Below are 17,252 nucleotides of genomic sequence, written 5' to 3'. Positions count from 1 at the left end.
GTGTAGGTATAATCCCACAATAATGCCTGGATATCCCCTTTATCATTTTTACAAACCCATGAACGTGTGTCTGTATTGGCTAATTCGGTTCCTCCAAGCTTATTCATAAACTTATAAGAATAAAAAGCAGGCTTGTTTATGCCTTGAATGTTGAGTAAACCAAAACCTCCATGAAAAGGTGTAAACCGCGGACCAGGTTCTTCAAAAACATCGGTAAAAACCCAGTATGACATGGAGTTGGCCGCATTGCCTACTTGTTTTATTTTTTCCAAAATATAGGCTGCTTCCTGATAACTGTCGTGAACAGGGTCTGCCGGTGTGTAGGATGAGCTCCATTCCGTGTAATGCAGTTCCAGGCCGGGTTTCGCTGATTGAGAGATTTGTTTACGGGAATTCAGCACGTCGCCACTAACTGCCAGCGAATCTTTACTTAATACTGTGCCCGAATTGCCATACTCATCCAGAAAGCCTTGGTTTACACCATAAGAATGGGTGCTGACGAAGTCGATCGGGACGTTATTTTTGCTGCAATGGCTTATCATTTCGGGAACCCAGGCTGCGCCTGCAGTACCTGGGCCACCTACTTTATATTCGGGGTTTACGCTTTTAACCGCCTTTACAGAATAATCGTACAATTTAAAATAATCGTCTTGCGTACCTGTCCAAAATCCGGGAGATAAGTTAGGTTCATTCCATACTTCAAAATACCAGGACTTTACTTCCCCGGCGCCATACCGTTCTGTAAAATGCTGAACGAGGTTGGTAATGAGTGCCTGCCATTTGCTATAATCTTTTGGAGGGGTAACATTGCCGCGCCACCAAAAAATTGTTTGGCTCCCGCTTGCCAGGGCATTAGGCATAAAACCCAGCTCCACAAAAGGCTTCATCCCAATTTTATGCAGAAAATCAAACAGGGCATCTACATACATGTAATTATACTGAGGCTTTCCTTTGGAGTCTTCGGTATAAACAGCCATATCATCAGTGAGTAATCCATGCATGCGGATATACCGGAAACCACATTGTTTTCTTACGTATTCCAGTTGTTGCTGCCAGTCGGCACGTAGCCCTTCATTGGCCCGGCCTGCACCCACACAGGTGTTAAACATGGCATTAAGCTTACCCGATGTCTTGTTTAAATCTACGTTAATCGCTCTTTGGCCATTTACGTTTGCCAAAAAAGCGAATTGCGAAAGCACCAATACCCAAATTATTTTTTTCATCTGTTTTGTTGCTCTTTTATAAGTTTATTTGATTGCCCATTTGTTGTATCCGTTCTTTTTGCATTCAATACATATTTACAGTTATACCCAAAAACACAGGCTATAAAAGATCGGTTATCATAAAACCTGTCGTCAAAATATTATTTTGGAAGGTAACGCATCCCATAATGTTCTAAACATTTTTGAGTGAACTTCTTAATAAGAACCAGGCCCTCGTTACACATTTTCCTCGATTCAGGCGTTAAGATGGGGTTACTGACGATAGTAACGTGCTCCTTAAGCAACATACCAATCGTATCAAAATTCTCTATCAAAGCTTTAATTTCACTTTCATCTAATTCCGGCGCTTTTGAAATAATTTGATTTTTCATGTTCTCTTTTTTTTACCAGGTATCATTTGCCGCGGATATCAAATTCGCGGGAGCATCCCATAATATTCTAAATCCCATAATGTTCTAAACATTTTTGAGTGAACTTCTTAATAAGAACCAATCCCTCGTTACACATTTTTTTCGATTTAGGCGTTAAGATAGGGTTGCTGAAAATAGTAAGGCGCTCCTTAAGTAACATCCCGATCGTATCAAAATCCTCTATCAAAGCTTTAATTTCACCTTCATCTAATTCCGGCGCTTTTGAAATAATTTGATTTTCCATGTTCTCTTTTTTTAACCAGGTATCATTTGCCGCGGCAATCGTCATACGTTCAACCAGATCACTGTTGATAACAGAATTGTTATAGTTAAAAAAATGYCGGGGCCTCTCGGTAAAGGCCCCAGGCATCCACTTATATTCAACTAAAACTCTCTCTTATTTAATTTTTACTACTTCTGATCCTTTACCGTAAAACTTAGCGTATTTAAAGATCCGCCCCTCTTTTCAGCGGTGCCGGGCCTGCAGGTTATTTATACCCTGCTTTAATGGCATTCATCATACGCTGATCAAACACCTTACCTGGCTCCCAAAAGAACGGCTTAACGGTTTCAACTAATCGGCAGTAACAGTCCGTTTTGATCGGACGTCTACTTATAAATAGCAACCGGACTTAATAAAATTTCCATTCATCAAACAAAAAACCCTCTCCTTTAAATACAAAATAGATATTCCCCACTCCTTTAGGTATGTTCAGTACTATTTGTTTTGAGAGCGTAGTCCAGTCATTCGCATCACATGTAAGGGAAACAAGAGCCGGGCCTTTAAGATTATTTACATAAACATCAATTCTACCTTTTCCTTTCACCCGGGCTTCGAATTTGGCAGGAACCTGTTTGCTAAAATCGGCTCCCCGCACCATGAGACATTGTTTATCTGTTTTTCCTATGGCTACCATATTACCCTCATTACCACCATCTTCGAACTGGATTTTCCCCGAAGTGCCTGCGGTGGTTTCTGCTTGCTGAACAACGAATGGATTTAACAGGCTAAGTTGTGACGGGCCTTTAAAAGTTGCGTTGATCATGGGGATATTCACGCCATTGCCTTCATCCACCGGCGCTTCTTCGATACCCACATTACGAAAGCCACCCTTAGTGTTAAAATAATCCTGTAAATACATGGCATGGTAAGCAAAATAATATTTCCCTTGAAACTTGAACAAGTGACTGTGATTGTTTGACAAAGGCCCCACGTTATCACCCACGTTATCGCCAGTATTCCTAAAGTAATTATCGCGATACTGCCAACTATCCTGATTTAAGGGTGTTTTACTCGTCATATAAGATATGTTGCATGCGGTTGGTTTAGCAATGTTGCTATAAGGCCATACAGTGCGTTCATCCCAATTTGTACAATAGCTATAAACCCAGGTCCCATTGATAAAGTTAAGGTCGCTGGCCTCATTAAAATAAGGAGCGGGTATCTTAGAAATACTGCCGGCCAAACTGATCATATCTGCTCCTAATTTCACGATTCGGGCATTACCCGGCATATAGGGTGTTTTAGGCGTTCCGGCTCCAAAAACCAGCCAGCCTGTACCCTGGCCGTCAATCACAACTCCGGGATCGTATGGAACATCGACATCCACACCAGGGACAGTGTGGTCGACTAAGTTCTTTCCTAATGGGTCTTTCCAGGGGCCAACGGGAGAGGTGGAAGTAAGCATGGCTGAGCCAAAAGCGTTATTGGAGTAATACAAATAGAAGTGCGTCTTACCATCTGCTTCCAGCCGGGATGTAATGGAAGGTGCCCAGGACGAAGCAATCCATGGTGCCAGCTTTGCTGTATTTATGAGGCCATGATAAGTCCAGTTAACCATATCATCGGAAGACATCATGACCAGTGAACGGATAGACTCGGCAGTATTTTTCCCATCCTTTCCTACCTTCTCATACTGTTGATTATCATTCGTGGCATACACATAAACTCTTCCATTGTATTCTATAGCTGTCGGGTCGGCGGTAAACATAAAATCTAATAAAGGGTTCCCATTATTGGTGAGAAGTTTCGGCGAAACTCTTGCCCATTTTGCTTCCAGGTCTTCATTAACCTCTATTTCTGCCTGTGTAACCTGAATTTGCTTGTCAGCACTATTCGGAGCTTTGATAGTCACTATCGCCCCGCGGGTAGCCCCGGAGTTGTTAGCGTTCGCGGTTAATTTAAGCGTAACATTTCCCGGGCCTCCCGATGACCGGCTTATCGTTAACCATGGAACTGAGGTGTTGGCTGTCGCTGTCCAATTAACATTGCCAGTGATAGAAACATCAGCACTACTTCCTTCCGGCTCGAAAGCAACTTGCAGGGAAGAAACAGTGAGTTGAGGTTGAGGTTGAGGTGCAACTTGTTTCTTCTTACAGGAAAAAGAAAGCGATGTGACCAGGAACAGTAAGCTTAAAAATATACCATGGCCCTTTTTCATATTTATTATATGGTTCATTTTTGTTAGTTTAATTTATCTTTTCACAATCAATACCAATCATATACGTTGAGCAAAAAATGGTACTGTCCAATCTCTTCACAGTACCGTTATTCCGGCAAACGCTTTGATCGAACATTATTTTTTACTTATATCCTTCCTTAAGTGCATCATACAAGGCTTGGTCCTTTATCACATTATTAGCTCTGTCAAACATATTACCTACCTCCCACCAGAATGGAAGTATGCCATTCGTTTTAGCCGTTTTGGTTGCAAAAGTTGCCCAGTAATCCACAGACTTGTTGTGCATAGCCATATCCTTTGGAACATTCTGTCCGGTAGTCCGCCTCATGGATGCGTATTCACCCAGTATCACAGGGATACCTTTATCAACAAACTTATCTTTCATCTTTTTGAATTCAGCAACAATCGCATCCTCTTCTCCAAAGGTGGCGTTCCGCTCCGGCTCAATAGTAGAATGATTCCCGGCCCCCCAATAGTAAACCATTTTGCCCCAACTTACATCTTCACCTAATATCGTGAATGTAGCAGGCGTGTAGTCATGCACCTCTACCATCAACTTGTTAGGAATTTTGTCTGTTGGAAGCGTATTCATCAAATCATTAGTTTTGCTGGGATCAGTGTGGGGCCCCTGCACAACCAGCACCCGGTAACTGTTCCTGCCTCCGGTAGAGCGAACTGCATTGATAAATGTCTGGTGGTAACCATTGAGTATGGCCATCTGCTCGGCATTATCAGCCTTAGGTTCATTCGTGCCGGCAAATATAAGGTGCTCATCAAAATCACGCATAGTGGTAGCAATCTGCCCCCAAAGCGCTTTTTGCTTCGCATTAACGGAATCTTTCTTTACCGCATTGACATTATCTTCCAGCCAACCCCAATCCCCGTGAATATTCAGCATCACATACATATCATTAGCCACACACCATCCAACCACTTCTTTAACCCGGTTAAGCCATGCCGCGTCAATTTTCGCTTTTGCCTTATCGCTTGAATGATACGTAAGCCAGCCACAAGGAATCCGTACAGAATTGAAACCTCGTTGTTTTACAAATTTCACATACGATTCGGTAAGTTTACTATTCTGCCAGTCGCCTTCGCCTGGGGATTCCATGGTATTGCCAAAATTTATTCCCATTCCCGTACTCATTTTTGCTGCCAGTTGCACGGCAGTACTGGTCATTCCGGTCATGTCTGGCGCTATGGGCGAGGTGTTATAACTTGGGTATAAGGTGGGGGCCTGGGTAACCGTTACCCTTCTTGCCTGCCCGTTTGATGAACTTATGTTTAAAATGGCAGACTGGCTTGCCCCGGTGCCATTTGGCGATGTCACTGTTACATGAATAACCGTACTGCCGCTCTTACCGGATGTAGCACTTAGTTTTAGCCATGAAAAAGCAGGGTTGCTTACGCTCCAGTCGGCATTGCTGGTGATGGTAATGTCCTGACTTCCTCCATCAGGCTCAAACATCATGGTCGACATGCTAACCGTGAGTTCTGGTGCCGGACTTTTCGCTTTTTTGCATGCGAGAAGTGCAATAATCGCAGTAAAAAATACTACGGATCTAAAAAAATATTTTTTTTTCATTTTCCTCTATAATTGAAATTTTCATAAATAATCTCCGCACTAAAAAACATCTTATAATATTTTTATAAACTGCCGGTATCACGAATAACCTCTTAATCGTGACACCGGCAGTTTTTTAGTGTAATTGTCCCGGATAATTTGAGGATTGTTGAATCAGCGTTTATTCGTCTCCGGCAAACATTAATTTTTACTTATATCCTGCAATAATGGCATTTACCATCCGCTGGTCATTTGCCACATTATTTTTTCTATCAAAACCATTACCTACCTCCCACCAGAATGGTAAAAGACCATTCGCTCTCATAGTTTTGGTCGAATAAGTTAGCCAGTAATCCACAGACCTGTTGTGCATCAGCGTATCCTTAGGAATACCATTGCCGGATGTGGGAGTCCGTCTAAAGGTTCCATATTCTCCCACTATCACAGGGATACCTTGATCAACAAACTTTTTCATCTTTCCGAGTTCATCGTTGACCGCATCCTCTTCTCCAAAGGTGGCGTTGCGCTCCGGCTCAATAGTAGAATGATTCCCGGCCCCCCAGTAGTAAGCCGCTTTAACCCCAGGTAAGTCTCCATCGTGTCCTAAATTAAATGTATAAGGCGAGTAGAAATGCACCTCAAGCATCAACTTGTTAGGTACCGGGTCGTGAGGCATAGTAGTCATCAGTTGGGAAGTTATAATACTTTGAGCACTTGGCCCCTGCACAACCAGCACCCGGTTACTGTTTCTGCCTCCGGTAGAGCGAACTGCTTTGATAAATGTTTCGTGATAACCATTAAGTATGGCCATAATCTTGGCATCCCAACACCAAGGTTCATTCGCACTGGCAAACAGAACGTGCTCATCAAAATCGCGCAGGGTTGTAGCTATCTGTTCCCAAAGTGCTTTTTGTTTAGCATTAACAGAATCTTTCTTAACTTCGGTAATATTATTTTCCAGCCAGCCATTGTCCCAGTGAATATTCACCATCACATACATATCATTAGCCACACACCATCCAACTACTTCTTTCACCCGGGCAAGCCATGCCGGGTCAATTTTCGCTTTTCCCCGATCGCTTAAATGACCCCAGTTCCAGGCACAAGGAAGTCGTATCGCTTTGAAACCTTTTGCTTTCAAAAATTTTATATATGATTCGGTAATTTTACTATTCACCCACTCCGCTTCGGTTGGGGGTTCCATGGTATTGCCAATATTTATCCCCATTCCCGTGCGCATTTTTGCCGCCAGTTGCACGGCATTACTTGTCATACCGGTCATGTCGGGCGCTATGGGCGATGTATTATAACCCGGGAATATAGTAGGGGCCTGAATAACTGTCACCCTTCTTGCCTGGCCGTTGGAAGAGCTTATGTATAAAATGGCAGAGCGGGTTGCCCCTGTTCCATTTTGCGATATTGTTGTTAAATGAATAACAGTGCTGCCGCTGTTACCTGATGTTGTGCTTAATTGCAACCACGCATAAGCAGGATTGCTGATGTTCCAATCGGCATTACCTGAAACGGTTATGTCCTGGGCACCCCCATTCTCATCAGCCGTAAAAGTTATTGTGGATGCACTAACTGTTAGTTGCGGGTCCTGATTCTTCGATTTTTTACAGGAGAATAAAGATATAACTGTAATAAGAGATATCAATATTGCAAATGAGTACTTAATTTTCATTTTGTCTTTAATCTTAGTTAATTAAAAAGCCCCACGGCGATATACTGCCGTGGGGCTGTAGGCTATTTGATTTTCACACACCTAATATTGTCAATAGCGACATAAAAACCAGTTGCAATTGACGAATTACTGAAATTTTGAAGGTACATATCATAAGGACCCGCACCAGTAGGCCCTAATAGATCGCTTATTTGAGTAATTGATACACCATCCCCTAATTGGTCAACTTTTGATTTGAAGTTAGTTAAAGGAATAATTACGGTTTGCCAACCTTTCGTTTTAAAAGCAACGGTCTTATTTGAACCAGGAATTTTCCATGGCTCATAACGCGCAACATAAGTGTCACCTGCAAATCGAGTTTTAATAAGAAGAGTACCTCCATTCCATGGTTTAGCCACACTTATGTCAAATTGAAAAGCCCAGCTTGAAGGAGGATCTGTAATATTTGCCACAGGTACCCAGTGATTACCCGTATTAGAATTACCCAATGGGATATCCTGCTTAGCACCGGCAGCTAAAACAGGATTATCTTTAGGACAATCAATAACCATCATCTGACTATGATCTTTTCCCATCGGACCATTAAATTGGGGATATTCCCACTCCCCAGTTAAACGTTCAAATTGGGCCCAGCCAAAACCAAAATTATCACCCCACTCAAAATCTCCTAAAAGACCTACTTTATCGTTATTTTGAGTATTTACTTTATTAACAGTAGAAGCCGTTCCATAACTGGTAACAATGGTCACTGGTCCACTTGAGTAGCTGTTCTCATTTGGAGCCGAAAACTTAACATAAATGCCACGCGGACCTTCTGTGAAATTAGTAATAGTAGCACCGCCAAAAGAAATTGACTGGACAGTCTTAAGGTAAGCACCATAAACATAAACCGAATCACCAAGTTTGGGATTAACGTAGGAAATGCCGTAAATGATCGGCTTCGCATTTATTGTATCAATGGCAATACCAGATTTAGTAGTTACTGTTATTAGCTTGTTGGATGTCGTTGCTGGCATCAAAAAGCCAAGGGAGTCCCCATGAAGGCTCGAGTTAAATTTGGGGATATTGGTTCCCCCATATACCAGTTTTTGAACCAATACTAAATTTGCACCAAAAAGATAAACCGAATCGCCCGGGTTGGCAAATACATCTGAAATGGCCCAAATAATAGGCGCAGGCGGACCTAATTTCAAAGAAAATTTTGTAGTACCTGCTGCTGTGGTATACTCTATAGTATAGAGTTTAGCAGTATCAACTTTTGAAAACAGAATGTCAGGTATTTGCACCACTGCGCTGGTGGGCGCAAATAATGTAGGGTTAAAACTGGCAGTAACTCCATTAAATGTGATTTGAGTTGCCTTTTGCAAATTCTGCCCGATTATAACCACATATCGTCCTGTTCCTCCAGACCAGCTGGGATCAGTTGCGGGGTTACCGGTACTCATAAGCGTATCCTTAGGAGATGCATTATACATTCTTACACTTGTAATGGAAGGCGGGGCGCTGTTTGTTGTTACTTCCTTTTTACAAGCGGGCAGTAAAGCCACGACCAATAAAAAAAGTGGCAAATAAAACAGGCGGGTATTTAAGATCTTTTTCATAATAATATATTTTAACTATGTTAAATTAATAATATGGTACAGGTGGCTGAGCCAATTTAGGATCAGCTGTCATCTCCGATGCCGGAATTGGCAACGTAAATGAACTGATGGTTGCCGGCAACGCAGGTGCTACAAAGGTTGTATCCCTTTTGGCTGTCTTCGTTGCCTTATCATATGTAAACGTCCCCCGTTTTTGGTTGTTAAGATTATTAACAGCTCCTTGCGGATTGTAATAAGAATACCGCACCAGGTCTATCCAATATTGTCCTTCAAAAACAAGTTCAACCCGTCGCTCTTTCAATATGGTGTTAAAGTCAAGCGAAGTAACATGGTCTACACCTGCTCTTTCCCTAACAGCATTAAAGTACGTCAGCGCTTCGCCGTTTGAGGTTGAGGCATCGTTTCCTAAAATAGCTTCGGCATAAATCAAATACACATCAGCTAACCTTAAAACAGAATTGTGCTCCGGAGACGACCAAAAATCCATGGTCGGCGCATTGTTATCTTTCTCGTTGCCAATAATGTGTTTTTTCATAGCCACCATGGTAGCGGTAAATCCGCCGCCTGCCGCATTCAGCTCGGGATAATGTACACCGGTGAGAAACATACTCGCTTTGAGCCTTATCGAATCCTTTTCAGAATAAAGCTGATACAGCTCGTAATTGGGTGATAAAGGTATCCATGCGCCATTCTTTCCGGGGTTTATATCATTACTTGGCGAATAGTATTGCCATGAATTACCATTTGCGTAACCCGTACCGGCCTGCCATTGAAGTGCGAATAATGATTCGGGGCTGTCATTAAATTGCGGTTTGAAAAGATTGTAATAGTTGGAAAACAGCGTCAATCCGCTGTTTTTGCACACATTACCTGCATATTTTTTAGCGCTATCAAGCAAAGCCTGGTCGCGGCTGCCACTTTTGCCTACGCCCGCCATCGTCAAATATACCTTGCCCAACATTCCCTGTGCCGACCAGGTTGTAACACGCCCTGTTTGATCGGTTTTTGGGAGATTTTGCGCTGCATAAGTAAGATCGTTGGCAACAAATTTATACACGTCCGAAACGATATTGCGGTTAAGTAAGGGATCTGTCAACAGTTTGGCGTTGTCTTCTATAATTGGTACTGCACCCCAATAAACAGCCAAATGATAGTAGGCTATGGCGCGAATAAACCTGGCTTCGGCTATGGCAGCATTCTTGTCAGCTGTAGAAACAGAGGGATCGGCTTTTTTTATAGCACTGATAACTGTATTACATTGAGCAATAACATTGTACAAGCCTGTCCACCCGCTTGATATAATGCCGTTTTGGGGGGTAATAGTACGGGTATAAAGCTGAACGATATCGCCATTCCATGGGAATGTAGCGTTACCGCTTAATATATCGCCCACTGTCAACATGGCTTGGTTATGAAAAAAGAACCAATGCGAACCGCCATATAAGCTTGCCGTAGCCAGTCGCAGGTCGGTGGTGCTTTTGTAAAAATTATTAGAGCTGATCTGTGAGTTTGACGGGCGATCTAAAAAGCTCTTTTTGCACGCGGTAAATGCTACCGCTAATAGCGCGAAAACTAATATTTTATTAATTGGTTTCATAATATCTTTTTTGTTGATGATTGCCTTATTTGCTAAAAGTTATGTTAGCGCCAATAGTAAATACCCTTGGCTGCGGATAATAACCGTTATCCCAACCCGCCTGAAGCGGATTCCATGACCCGATTTCAGGATCCATCCCGGAATATTTTGTTATGAGAAAAGCGTTGGTTACCGTACCGTATATCCGGAAATTGCTTACATGTATTTTTGACAAAACGCTTTCGGGCAAGCGGTAACCCAGCGTGATGTTCTTACACCGCAGGAATGAACCGTTTTCGATAAACAAACTATTAGAACGGTTATTGTCGTTGGTATTGTCATTTCTTAAACCTACAACGGTTGTACCGGGGTTGGTAACATGCACGTTGTCGATATCAGATGCAGAACCGGCCGGATCGATCAGTTCTACCTTTGCGTAATCTAATACCTTTTTAAAATAAGCGGTATTATATTGCGAATTGGTTTGTCTTATCGACTGTTCATTAAATACTTTGTTGCCATAACTGCCACTCAGGAAGAAATTAAGGTCGAAATTTTTGTAGGTGAATGAGTTGTTGATACCAAACTGGAACTTAGGAATAGGAGAGCCTAAAAAGGTCTGGTCTTTCGTGTCAATAATGCCGTCGCCGTTTAAGTCTTTAAACATACGGTCGCCGTACCAGATACCACCGCCTGAAGGCGAGATTGGATAAGTATTACCGGCCTGGTCAGCTGGCAAGGCATGTGTTTTAAAATCATTAGCTGTTGCGAAAACGCCGTCAAACACATAGCCATAAAACTCGCCTATAGACCTGCCTACTACAGTTTTTTCAACCACCTGGTTAATTGTGTATGATGTTTGGGCTAAGCTGGCGTCGGCGCCACCAGGGCCCAGGTTCAGCACTGTATTAACATTTCGTGATACAGTAACATCGGTTTTCCACGTAAAATTTTTCGAACTAATGTTGGTACCGCTAACCCTGAAATCAAACCCCCTGTTACGCACCTTACCAATATTGATATATGGTGCCTGCATAGATCCCGGTGACCATCCGGCTGTAGTACCGCTATATAAAGGCAGCGGAATTTTTAACAATAGTCCGCTTGTTTCGCGATCATAAACATCCAATGAAAAACTTAACCGCCCGTTAAAAAACGCTCCGTCAAGCCCTGCATTGTAATAGTCTGTTTTTTCCCATGTTACGTCTTCGTTTGCCAAATTGTTTTGCCACTGCGCTATACCTGATAAACCATTAGCTATTGTTTGAAGCTGGGTTACAAAGGTATTGCCCGGTATGCCCTGGTTATTGGTAACCCCATAACCAAGCCTCAGCTTCAATTCATTTATAGATTTAACGCCTTTCAAAAACGCCTCGTTATTGATTTTCCAGGCAAATGCTCCTGAGTAAGTATTTACCCAGCGATTGGTGTGGAAAAAATTTGATGAACCATCGGCCCGTAAATTAGCGGTAACCAGGTATTTATCATCCCATGATACATTGATACGGCCGAAATAAGATTCCTGCGCGGTGCCCGAACCATAATCCCCGCCGTTTCTGGCTGTGGTACCATCACCCGAATTAATAGCCTGTACGTTATTTGAAGGGAAATTTGACCGATAGGCGTATGCATTTTGAAAAGAACCAACCTGCGATTCGTGCCCCGCCAATAAATTGACATAATACCGGCTGAAATTGTGGTTATAAGTTAAAAAATTGCGTATTACCGTATAATCATTTTGACCCATTGATGTTGAGCCATAATTAGTGTTGTTAACGGTTTTGCCGAAGGTATAAGTTGGTGTAAAATTATCTTCTGTGTTAAAATCGAAATTGCCCGACACTTCGTTTCGTAAAGACAGGTCTCTGGTAAATTGTATTTCGGCGTATAAGTTGCCAAATATCTGCTTTCTTTTTCTAAGGTTTTTTATGATCTCGGCCATAGCCACAGGGTTAGGGGTAGAAAGCACCCAACCATTTGTGTTACTAATACCACCCCATGAGCCATCAAGGTTTTTCACCGGGATATCCGGCGTGAGGTTTAGCGCCGAACCAATAACTCCCGAAGCCGTTGAATTTTGATTTTCGCTAACGCGGGCCAATTGAAGACTGGTTCCAATCTTAAGCCAGTTAGTAGTTTTGTTATCTAAATTTAACCGTACCGAGGCCCTTGTAAAATTAGATCCAATGGCTATACCTTCCTGGTTAAAATAAGAGGCCGACAGCAAATACTGCGTTCTGTCATCGCCGCCGCTCACGGTAAGGTTATGGTTGTTCATAGGAGCTTTGCGGAATAATTCCGCCTGCCAGTCGGTACCGGTACCTAAATACTTCGGATTGGCAAATTCTGGCCTTACATCAAAGCCCCATACTTGCCCTCTGGCATTAATGAAACCGGCATGTTCCTGCAGGTTCATTGTAGGAAGCCTTTTCGCTATCACCTGATATCCTGAATAGAAATCATAGGTTATTTGCGGTGCCCCCTGCTTTCCTCTTTTTGTGGTAATAACAATTACACCATTGGTTGCCTGCGAACCGTATATAGCCGTTGCCGATGCATCTTTCAATACATCTATTGATGCTATTTCGTTGGGGCTGATGGCGTTTAACGGATTGCCGCCTTTACCCGGGTCACCTACCGGCGGGATAATAATACCATCTATTACGTACAACGGAGAGTTGGTGCCGCTTATTGACGACACACCACGTATCTGAATAGATACGCCGCCACCCGGCTGGCCCGACACTTGCTGAACCACAACCCCTGCAACCTTGCCTTGCAGGGCCTGGTCAAAAGTAGTTGGTTGCGTTTGGCGCAAATCGGTTCCCGATATTGAACTTATAGATCCTGTAACGTCTTTTCTTCGGGCTTTAGCATAACCAACAACAACCACTTCGTTTAATTTACTGGATGTTGAATTGAGCCTGACATTAATTGTGCCAGCTTGCTTAACAGTTATTTCCTGTGGCGCATAGCCTAAAAAGGCAAAAACGAGCACTTTGCCCGGCTCAGCGGCTATGGCATAACTACCATCAATGCTGGAGATAGTGCCCAGGACTGTCCCTTTAATTTTGATGCTTACTCCTGGTATCGGCTGGCCATCGTCGGCGCTTGTTATTTTACCCGTAATACTCACGGTTTGCGCATGGGCAGATATATAAAGAAATATACCCGCGATAATTAATGAAATTTGATATTTCACTCTCTTTTGTAAATTTTTATCCATCTTTTAAAAGGATTTAAGGTTTGATAATTGGTTCATTGTTTTTGGTTAGTAATTAATTGGTTTTTCTCTCATTCATAATTTATTTTGTTATCGCATTTTAGAAAGCCCAATACCCAAAACAACCTTTGAAAACTACTTTACTGTTAGTTTCTTCACATGAAACGGCTGCCCGAACAATCAGTTAAAAAACTTCAGGTGCAGTCAGACGCATGTTTACTAATTCAAAAAAGTTAACTGTTGGTCCTATTGGTTATTGGTGGAACATTGTTTAAAAGCAACGTGTTTAAATACATTACTTTGAACTTATATTCCGGGGGATGAAACTATGATTGTTAAAAAGAAAGGAATAGCCGGTTTGATAACGAATATAGACGAGATGTTAACCACACCTTTAACTGACTGAAAACAAATAAGTTATATAATATTTTTTACTTCTATTTCGAGTTTTTATTTGTTTTTTCGAAATATTGACCTATGTAACAACAAAGAGGACCCTAATTGGCTGTTATAACGCAGCCAGAAGAGGAGGTGCTAAAAAATAAATCCGGAGAAAATTTAATTAACTATTCTTTTCTTTCAGCTTTTGTTGCCGAATTGAACTGAGATAGGTTGAGGGAAGTGTGTTATACTCATCCTTGAATAGTTTCGTAAAATATTTAGGCGTGTTAAAGCCAACTTCATAACAAATCTGGCTGATTGTCATTTGACTGTTCTCCAGCAAATACATCGCTTTTTTCAGTCTTATTGATCGAACAAATTCAATAGGCGGCTTAGCTGTAAGCATTAAAACTTTTTTATAAAGCGATACACGGCTCATGTTCATATGCCGGCTTATTTCTTCTATCGAAAGATTATAATTTAAAATATTCTGCTCGACATATTCAACTATATTTCTTAAAAATTTCTCATCATCAGATTGAATGGCAACTTCTTGCAATTGCAAATCAATTTGTTTTTTATAAGTACGTTTAAAGTTATCCTGCAGGATTAGCAAATTTTTGATTTTTGAAAGCAGTATTTCAAAATTAAATGGTTTTGTCATGTAATCATTAGCGCCAATTTCAAGGCCCTTTATCTGTTCTTCGTCACCCGTTAACGCGGTTAACAGAACAACGGGAATGTGCGAGGTGCGTTTGTCGTTCTTTAGCTTTTTGCACAACTCAATTCCTGTCATCTCGGGCATGCTGATATCACTAACAATAATATCCGGATGTTGTGATAGGGCCTTTTGCCAGCCTTCCCTCCCGTTTGAAGCTTCGATTAAAAAAAACACATCCTTCAAATTATCTTTTAGGTAAAAGCGAAAATCATCGTTATCCTCAACCAAAAGAACTACCGGTTTTTTATTTGATCGCGGCGGTTTGACGACAGTTTTATCTTCTTTATGAGTAATCTCGTTTGCACTATCGCTATCAATGTAATCGCTTGATGACAAATTTATTCCAGGGCCGGTATAAACAACAAATGGCAGTTTAATATTAAAACAACTGCCGTGGCCGGGCTCACTTTCAACAGTTATTTCGCCTCCGTGCATCTTCACAAACTCATGCGTAATTGCGAGGCCGATGCCGCTGCCCTGGTTAATCATCGACTCCGGAATATCGTGTTGAAAAAACCGCTCGAAAATTTTACTTTGTTTTTCATGCGGAATACCAATACCGGTATCAATCACCTTAATTTCAAGCGGGGCATCACCAGTTTCGTTATCTACATTAAGCAAGACGCTTACCTGGCCGCCAGGAAGTGTAAATTTAAAGGCATTTGATAACAGGTTAAACAATATCCTTTCTATCTTATCATGGTCAAAACTGGTAAACAGCGAATCAATCGAGGTATCAAAAATAAAATTAATCCCTTTTTGTTCAGCGATATCAGTAAATGAAAGGTATATCTCGTTGATGAACTTCACAATATCCCCTGGCTTACTATGTAGTTTCAACTCCTGAACTTCCATCTTCCTAAAATCAAGCAATTGGTTTACCATGTTCAATAATCGCCTGGCGTTTTTTCCTATCATGCCCAGCTGCTGTTTCTGTTCCTGATCAGCGTGGATAAGCATTTTTTCGACCGGTGCCATAATCAGCGAAATCGGTGTTCGGAACTCGTGGCTTACGTTGGTCAAAAATTTAGTTTTCAGTTGATCAAGATCTTGCATTCGCTTAATCTCTTGCCGCTCCTGTTCAATTATCAATTTTGCTTCCTGTTTTTCTTTCTCTGCTATAAATTTTTCTTTCTCTGCTATGAATTGCCTTCTTATTTTTTGTATTCCGCGCCGGCGTATAAAAAAGAGGGTCCCGGTTATCAGCAACAGGTAAATAACATAAGCTAAAGTAGATTTCCAGAAGGGGGGCAATACCTTAATCTTTAAAGAAATACTATGCGGACTCCAAACACCTTCGGAATTGGACACACGTACCTTAAAAGTATAATCTCCCCCATCCAGATTGGTATAACCGGCTTTTCGCGTTTTATTATCTACATTTACCCATGCCTTATTAAAGCCCTCCAGCATATACTGATATTTTACTTTACCCGGATTGATATAATCGAGGGCGGCAAATTCTATCGAAAAGATATTTTCGTCGTGATTAAGGACTATTGTATGTACTACTGATATACTTTTTGGAAGGATAATATGGCCGTTAACCGCCTCATTTGCTGCTATGCTCTTATTGAACAACTGAAAGTCGGTAAAGATTAATTGAGGCTTGGCGGTATCGGGTTCAATGCTTGCGGGGTCGAATAGATTAAAACCATCTGGGCCCCCAAATATCAATTCACCGGCGCGTGTTTTTAAAGCTGCATTTCTGTTAAACTCCCGGCCCTGCAAACCATCTGTATCGTCAAAGCTGTCGAMGTGAAAATTRAAAGCATCAGCTGTTGGTGTYAACCTWACGCGGGCTAAMCCRTTCGAMGTGCTTAACCACATTACCCCTTTGTTATCCTCCAACGTATTGGTCACTGAATTRGCCGGGAGCCCGCTTTTTTTTGTCAGCGAGATAATAGTGTTTGTTTTGCGATTCAMCRCACWCAATCCGCCYSYGGYCRCTATCCATATCAAACCCCGGCTATCCTCATTGATACTGCTTATTTCATTGTCAATTAAACCATCTTTTGTGGTATAGTGGCTTACCGGCCCGCCGTCTTTCCATATAACATCTACGCCCCATCCTCCCCCTATCCAGATATTGCCATGTTTATCCTCGAAGATTGAGAATATGATAGTAGAGCTGATATCAGCCTGCGCTAATGGATGGTAAAATATTTTTTTTGCACGGTCGAAAATTTCGAGGCCCCCAAAAAGCGTTCCTATCCACAAACGGTGAGACGAGTCTTCCAAAATGCTAAATACCCGGTTATCAGCAATACTGGTGGCCACGTTATCGTTGTGTTTGTAATGGCTAAACGTTTTCCCGTCAAAGCAATCCAAACCGCCAAAATAGGTACCTATCCATAATTTTTGGTCATGATCTATACAAAATACAAAGGCTAATAATTATATCGCT

The 17,252-nt window shown here is 41.8% G+C and carries 10 protein-coding genes; all 10 read right to left on the bottom strand.

Annotated features, from left to right (window positions below; genetic code table 11):
• Nucleotides 1-1,223 (bottom strand): GH39 family glycosyl hydrolase (locus AC1DQW_RS26340; protein ID WP_477456780.1); only part of this gene is annotated, 1,223 nt, incomplete at its 3' end.
• A 140-nt stretch (nt 1,224-1,363) separates the two neighbouring features.
• Nucleotides 1,364-1,594 carry a hypothetical protein gene (locus AC1DQW_RS26335; protein ID WP_477456779.1) on the bottom strand — a complete coding sequence of 77 codons (231 nt, stop codon included), beginning with the start codon at nt 1,592-1,594 and terminating at the stop codon, nt 1,364-1,366.
• 67 nt (nt 1,595-1,661) lie between these two features.
• Nucleotides 1,662-1,922: a hypothetical protein gene (locus AC1DQW_RS26330; RefSeq protein WP_477456778.1), complete on the bottom strand. Its 261-nt coding sequence runs from the start codon at nt 1,920-1,922 to the stop codon at nt 1,662-1,664.
• A gap of 343 nt (nt 1,923-2,265) precedes the next feature.
• Nucleotides 2,266-4,092 (bottom strand): family 43 glycosylhydrolase, encoded by a 1,827-nt coding sequence (locus tag AC1DQW_RS26325; protein WP_477456777.1) that lies wholly within the window; start codon nt 4,090-4,092, stop codon nt 2,266-2,268.
• A 124-nt stretch (nt 4,093-4,216) separates the two neighbouring features.
• Nucleotides 4,217-5,680, bottom strand: coding sequence for a cellulase family glycosylhydrolase (locus tag AC1DQW_RS26320; protein WP_477456776.1), 1,464 nt, complete (start codon nt 5,678-5,680; stop codon nt 4,217-4,219).
• 187 nt (nt 5,681-5,867) lie between these two features.
• Complete coding sequence (locus AC1DQW_RS26315; protein WP_477456775.1) at nt 5,868-7,343, bottom strand: cellulase family glycosylhydrolase; 1,476 nt, start codon at nt 7,341-7,343, stop codon at nt 5,868-5,870.
• A gap of 62 nt (nt 7,344-7,405) precedes the next feature.
• On the bottom strand, nt 7,406-8,944 hold the full coding sequence (locus AC1DQW_RS26310; RefSeq protein WP_477456774.1) for a glycan-binding surface protein: 1,539 nt from the start codon (nt 8,942-8,944) through the stop codon (nt 7,406-7,408).
• Between the two features lie 25 nt (nt 8,945-8,969).
• Nucleotides 8,970-10,541 carry a RagB/SusD family nutrient uptake outer membrane protein gene (locus AC1DQW_RS26305; RefSeq protein WP_477456773.1) on the bottom strand — a complete coding sequence of 524 codons (1,572 nt, stop codon included), beginning with the start codon at nt 10,539-10,541 and terminating at the stop codon, nt 8,970-8,972.
• A 25-nt stretch (nt 10,542-10,566) separates the two neighbouring features.
• Entirely contained in the window at nt 10,567-13,746 is a 3,180-nt protein-coding gene (locus tag AC1DQW_RS26300) for a SusC/RagA family TonB-linked outer membrane protein (RefSeq protein WP_477456772.1), read from the bottom strand.
• 559 nt (nt 13,747-14,305) lie between these two features.
• On the bottom strand, nt 14,306-17,125 hold the full coding sequence (locus AC1DQW_RS26295) for a hybrid sensor histidine kinase/response regulator transcription factor (protein WP_477456771.1): 2,820 nt from the start codon (nt 17,123-17,125) through the stop codon (nt 14,306-14,308).
• Nucleotides 17,126-17,252 lie beyond the last annotated feature (127 nt).

The sequence above is a fragment of the Mucilaginibacter sp. P5_A4 genome, from assembly GCF_056400605.1.
The sequence above is the reverse complement of the archived record's forward strand: the minus strand, read 5'-3'. Positions and strand labels throughout refer to the sequence as shown.

Bases quoted from the DNA above. Each gene is read 5' to 3' on its own strand.
- AC1DQW_RS26320 (WP_477456776.1), bottom strand. From the start codon at position 5,680: ATGAAAAAAAAATATTTTTTTAGATCCGTAGTATTTTTTACTGCGATT.
- AC1DQW_RS26325 (WP_477456777.1), bottom strand. From the start codon at position 4,092: ATGAACCATATAATAAATATGAAAAAGGGCCATGGTATATTTTTAAGC.
- AC1DQW_RS26300 (WP_477456772.1), bottom strand. From the start codon at position 13,746: ATGGATAAAAATTTACAAAAGAGAGTGAAATATCAAATTTCATTAATT.
- AC1DQW_RS26330 (WP_477456778.1), bottom strand. From the start codon at position 1,922: ATGACGATTGCCGCGGCAAATGATACCTGGTTAAAAAAAGAGAACATG.
- AC1DQW_RS26335 (WP_477456779.1), bottom strand. From the start codon at position 1,594: ATGAAAAATCAAATTATTTCAAAAGCGCCGGAATTAGATGAAAGTGAA.
- AC1DQW_RS26315 (WP_477456775.1), bottom strand. From the start codon at position 7,343: ATGAAAATTAAGTACTCATTTGCAATATTGATATCTCTTATTACAGTT.
- AC1DQW_RS26310 (WP_477456774.1), bottom strand. From the start codon at position 8,944: ATGAAAAAGATCTTAAATACCCGCCTGTTTTATTTGCCACTTTTTTTA.
- AC1DQW_RS26305 (WP_477456773.1), bottom strand. From the start codon at position 10,541: ATGAAACCAATTAATAAAATATTAGTTTTCGCGCTATTAGCGGTAGCA.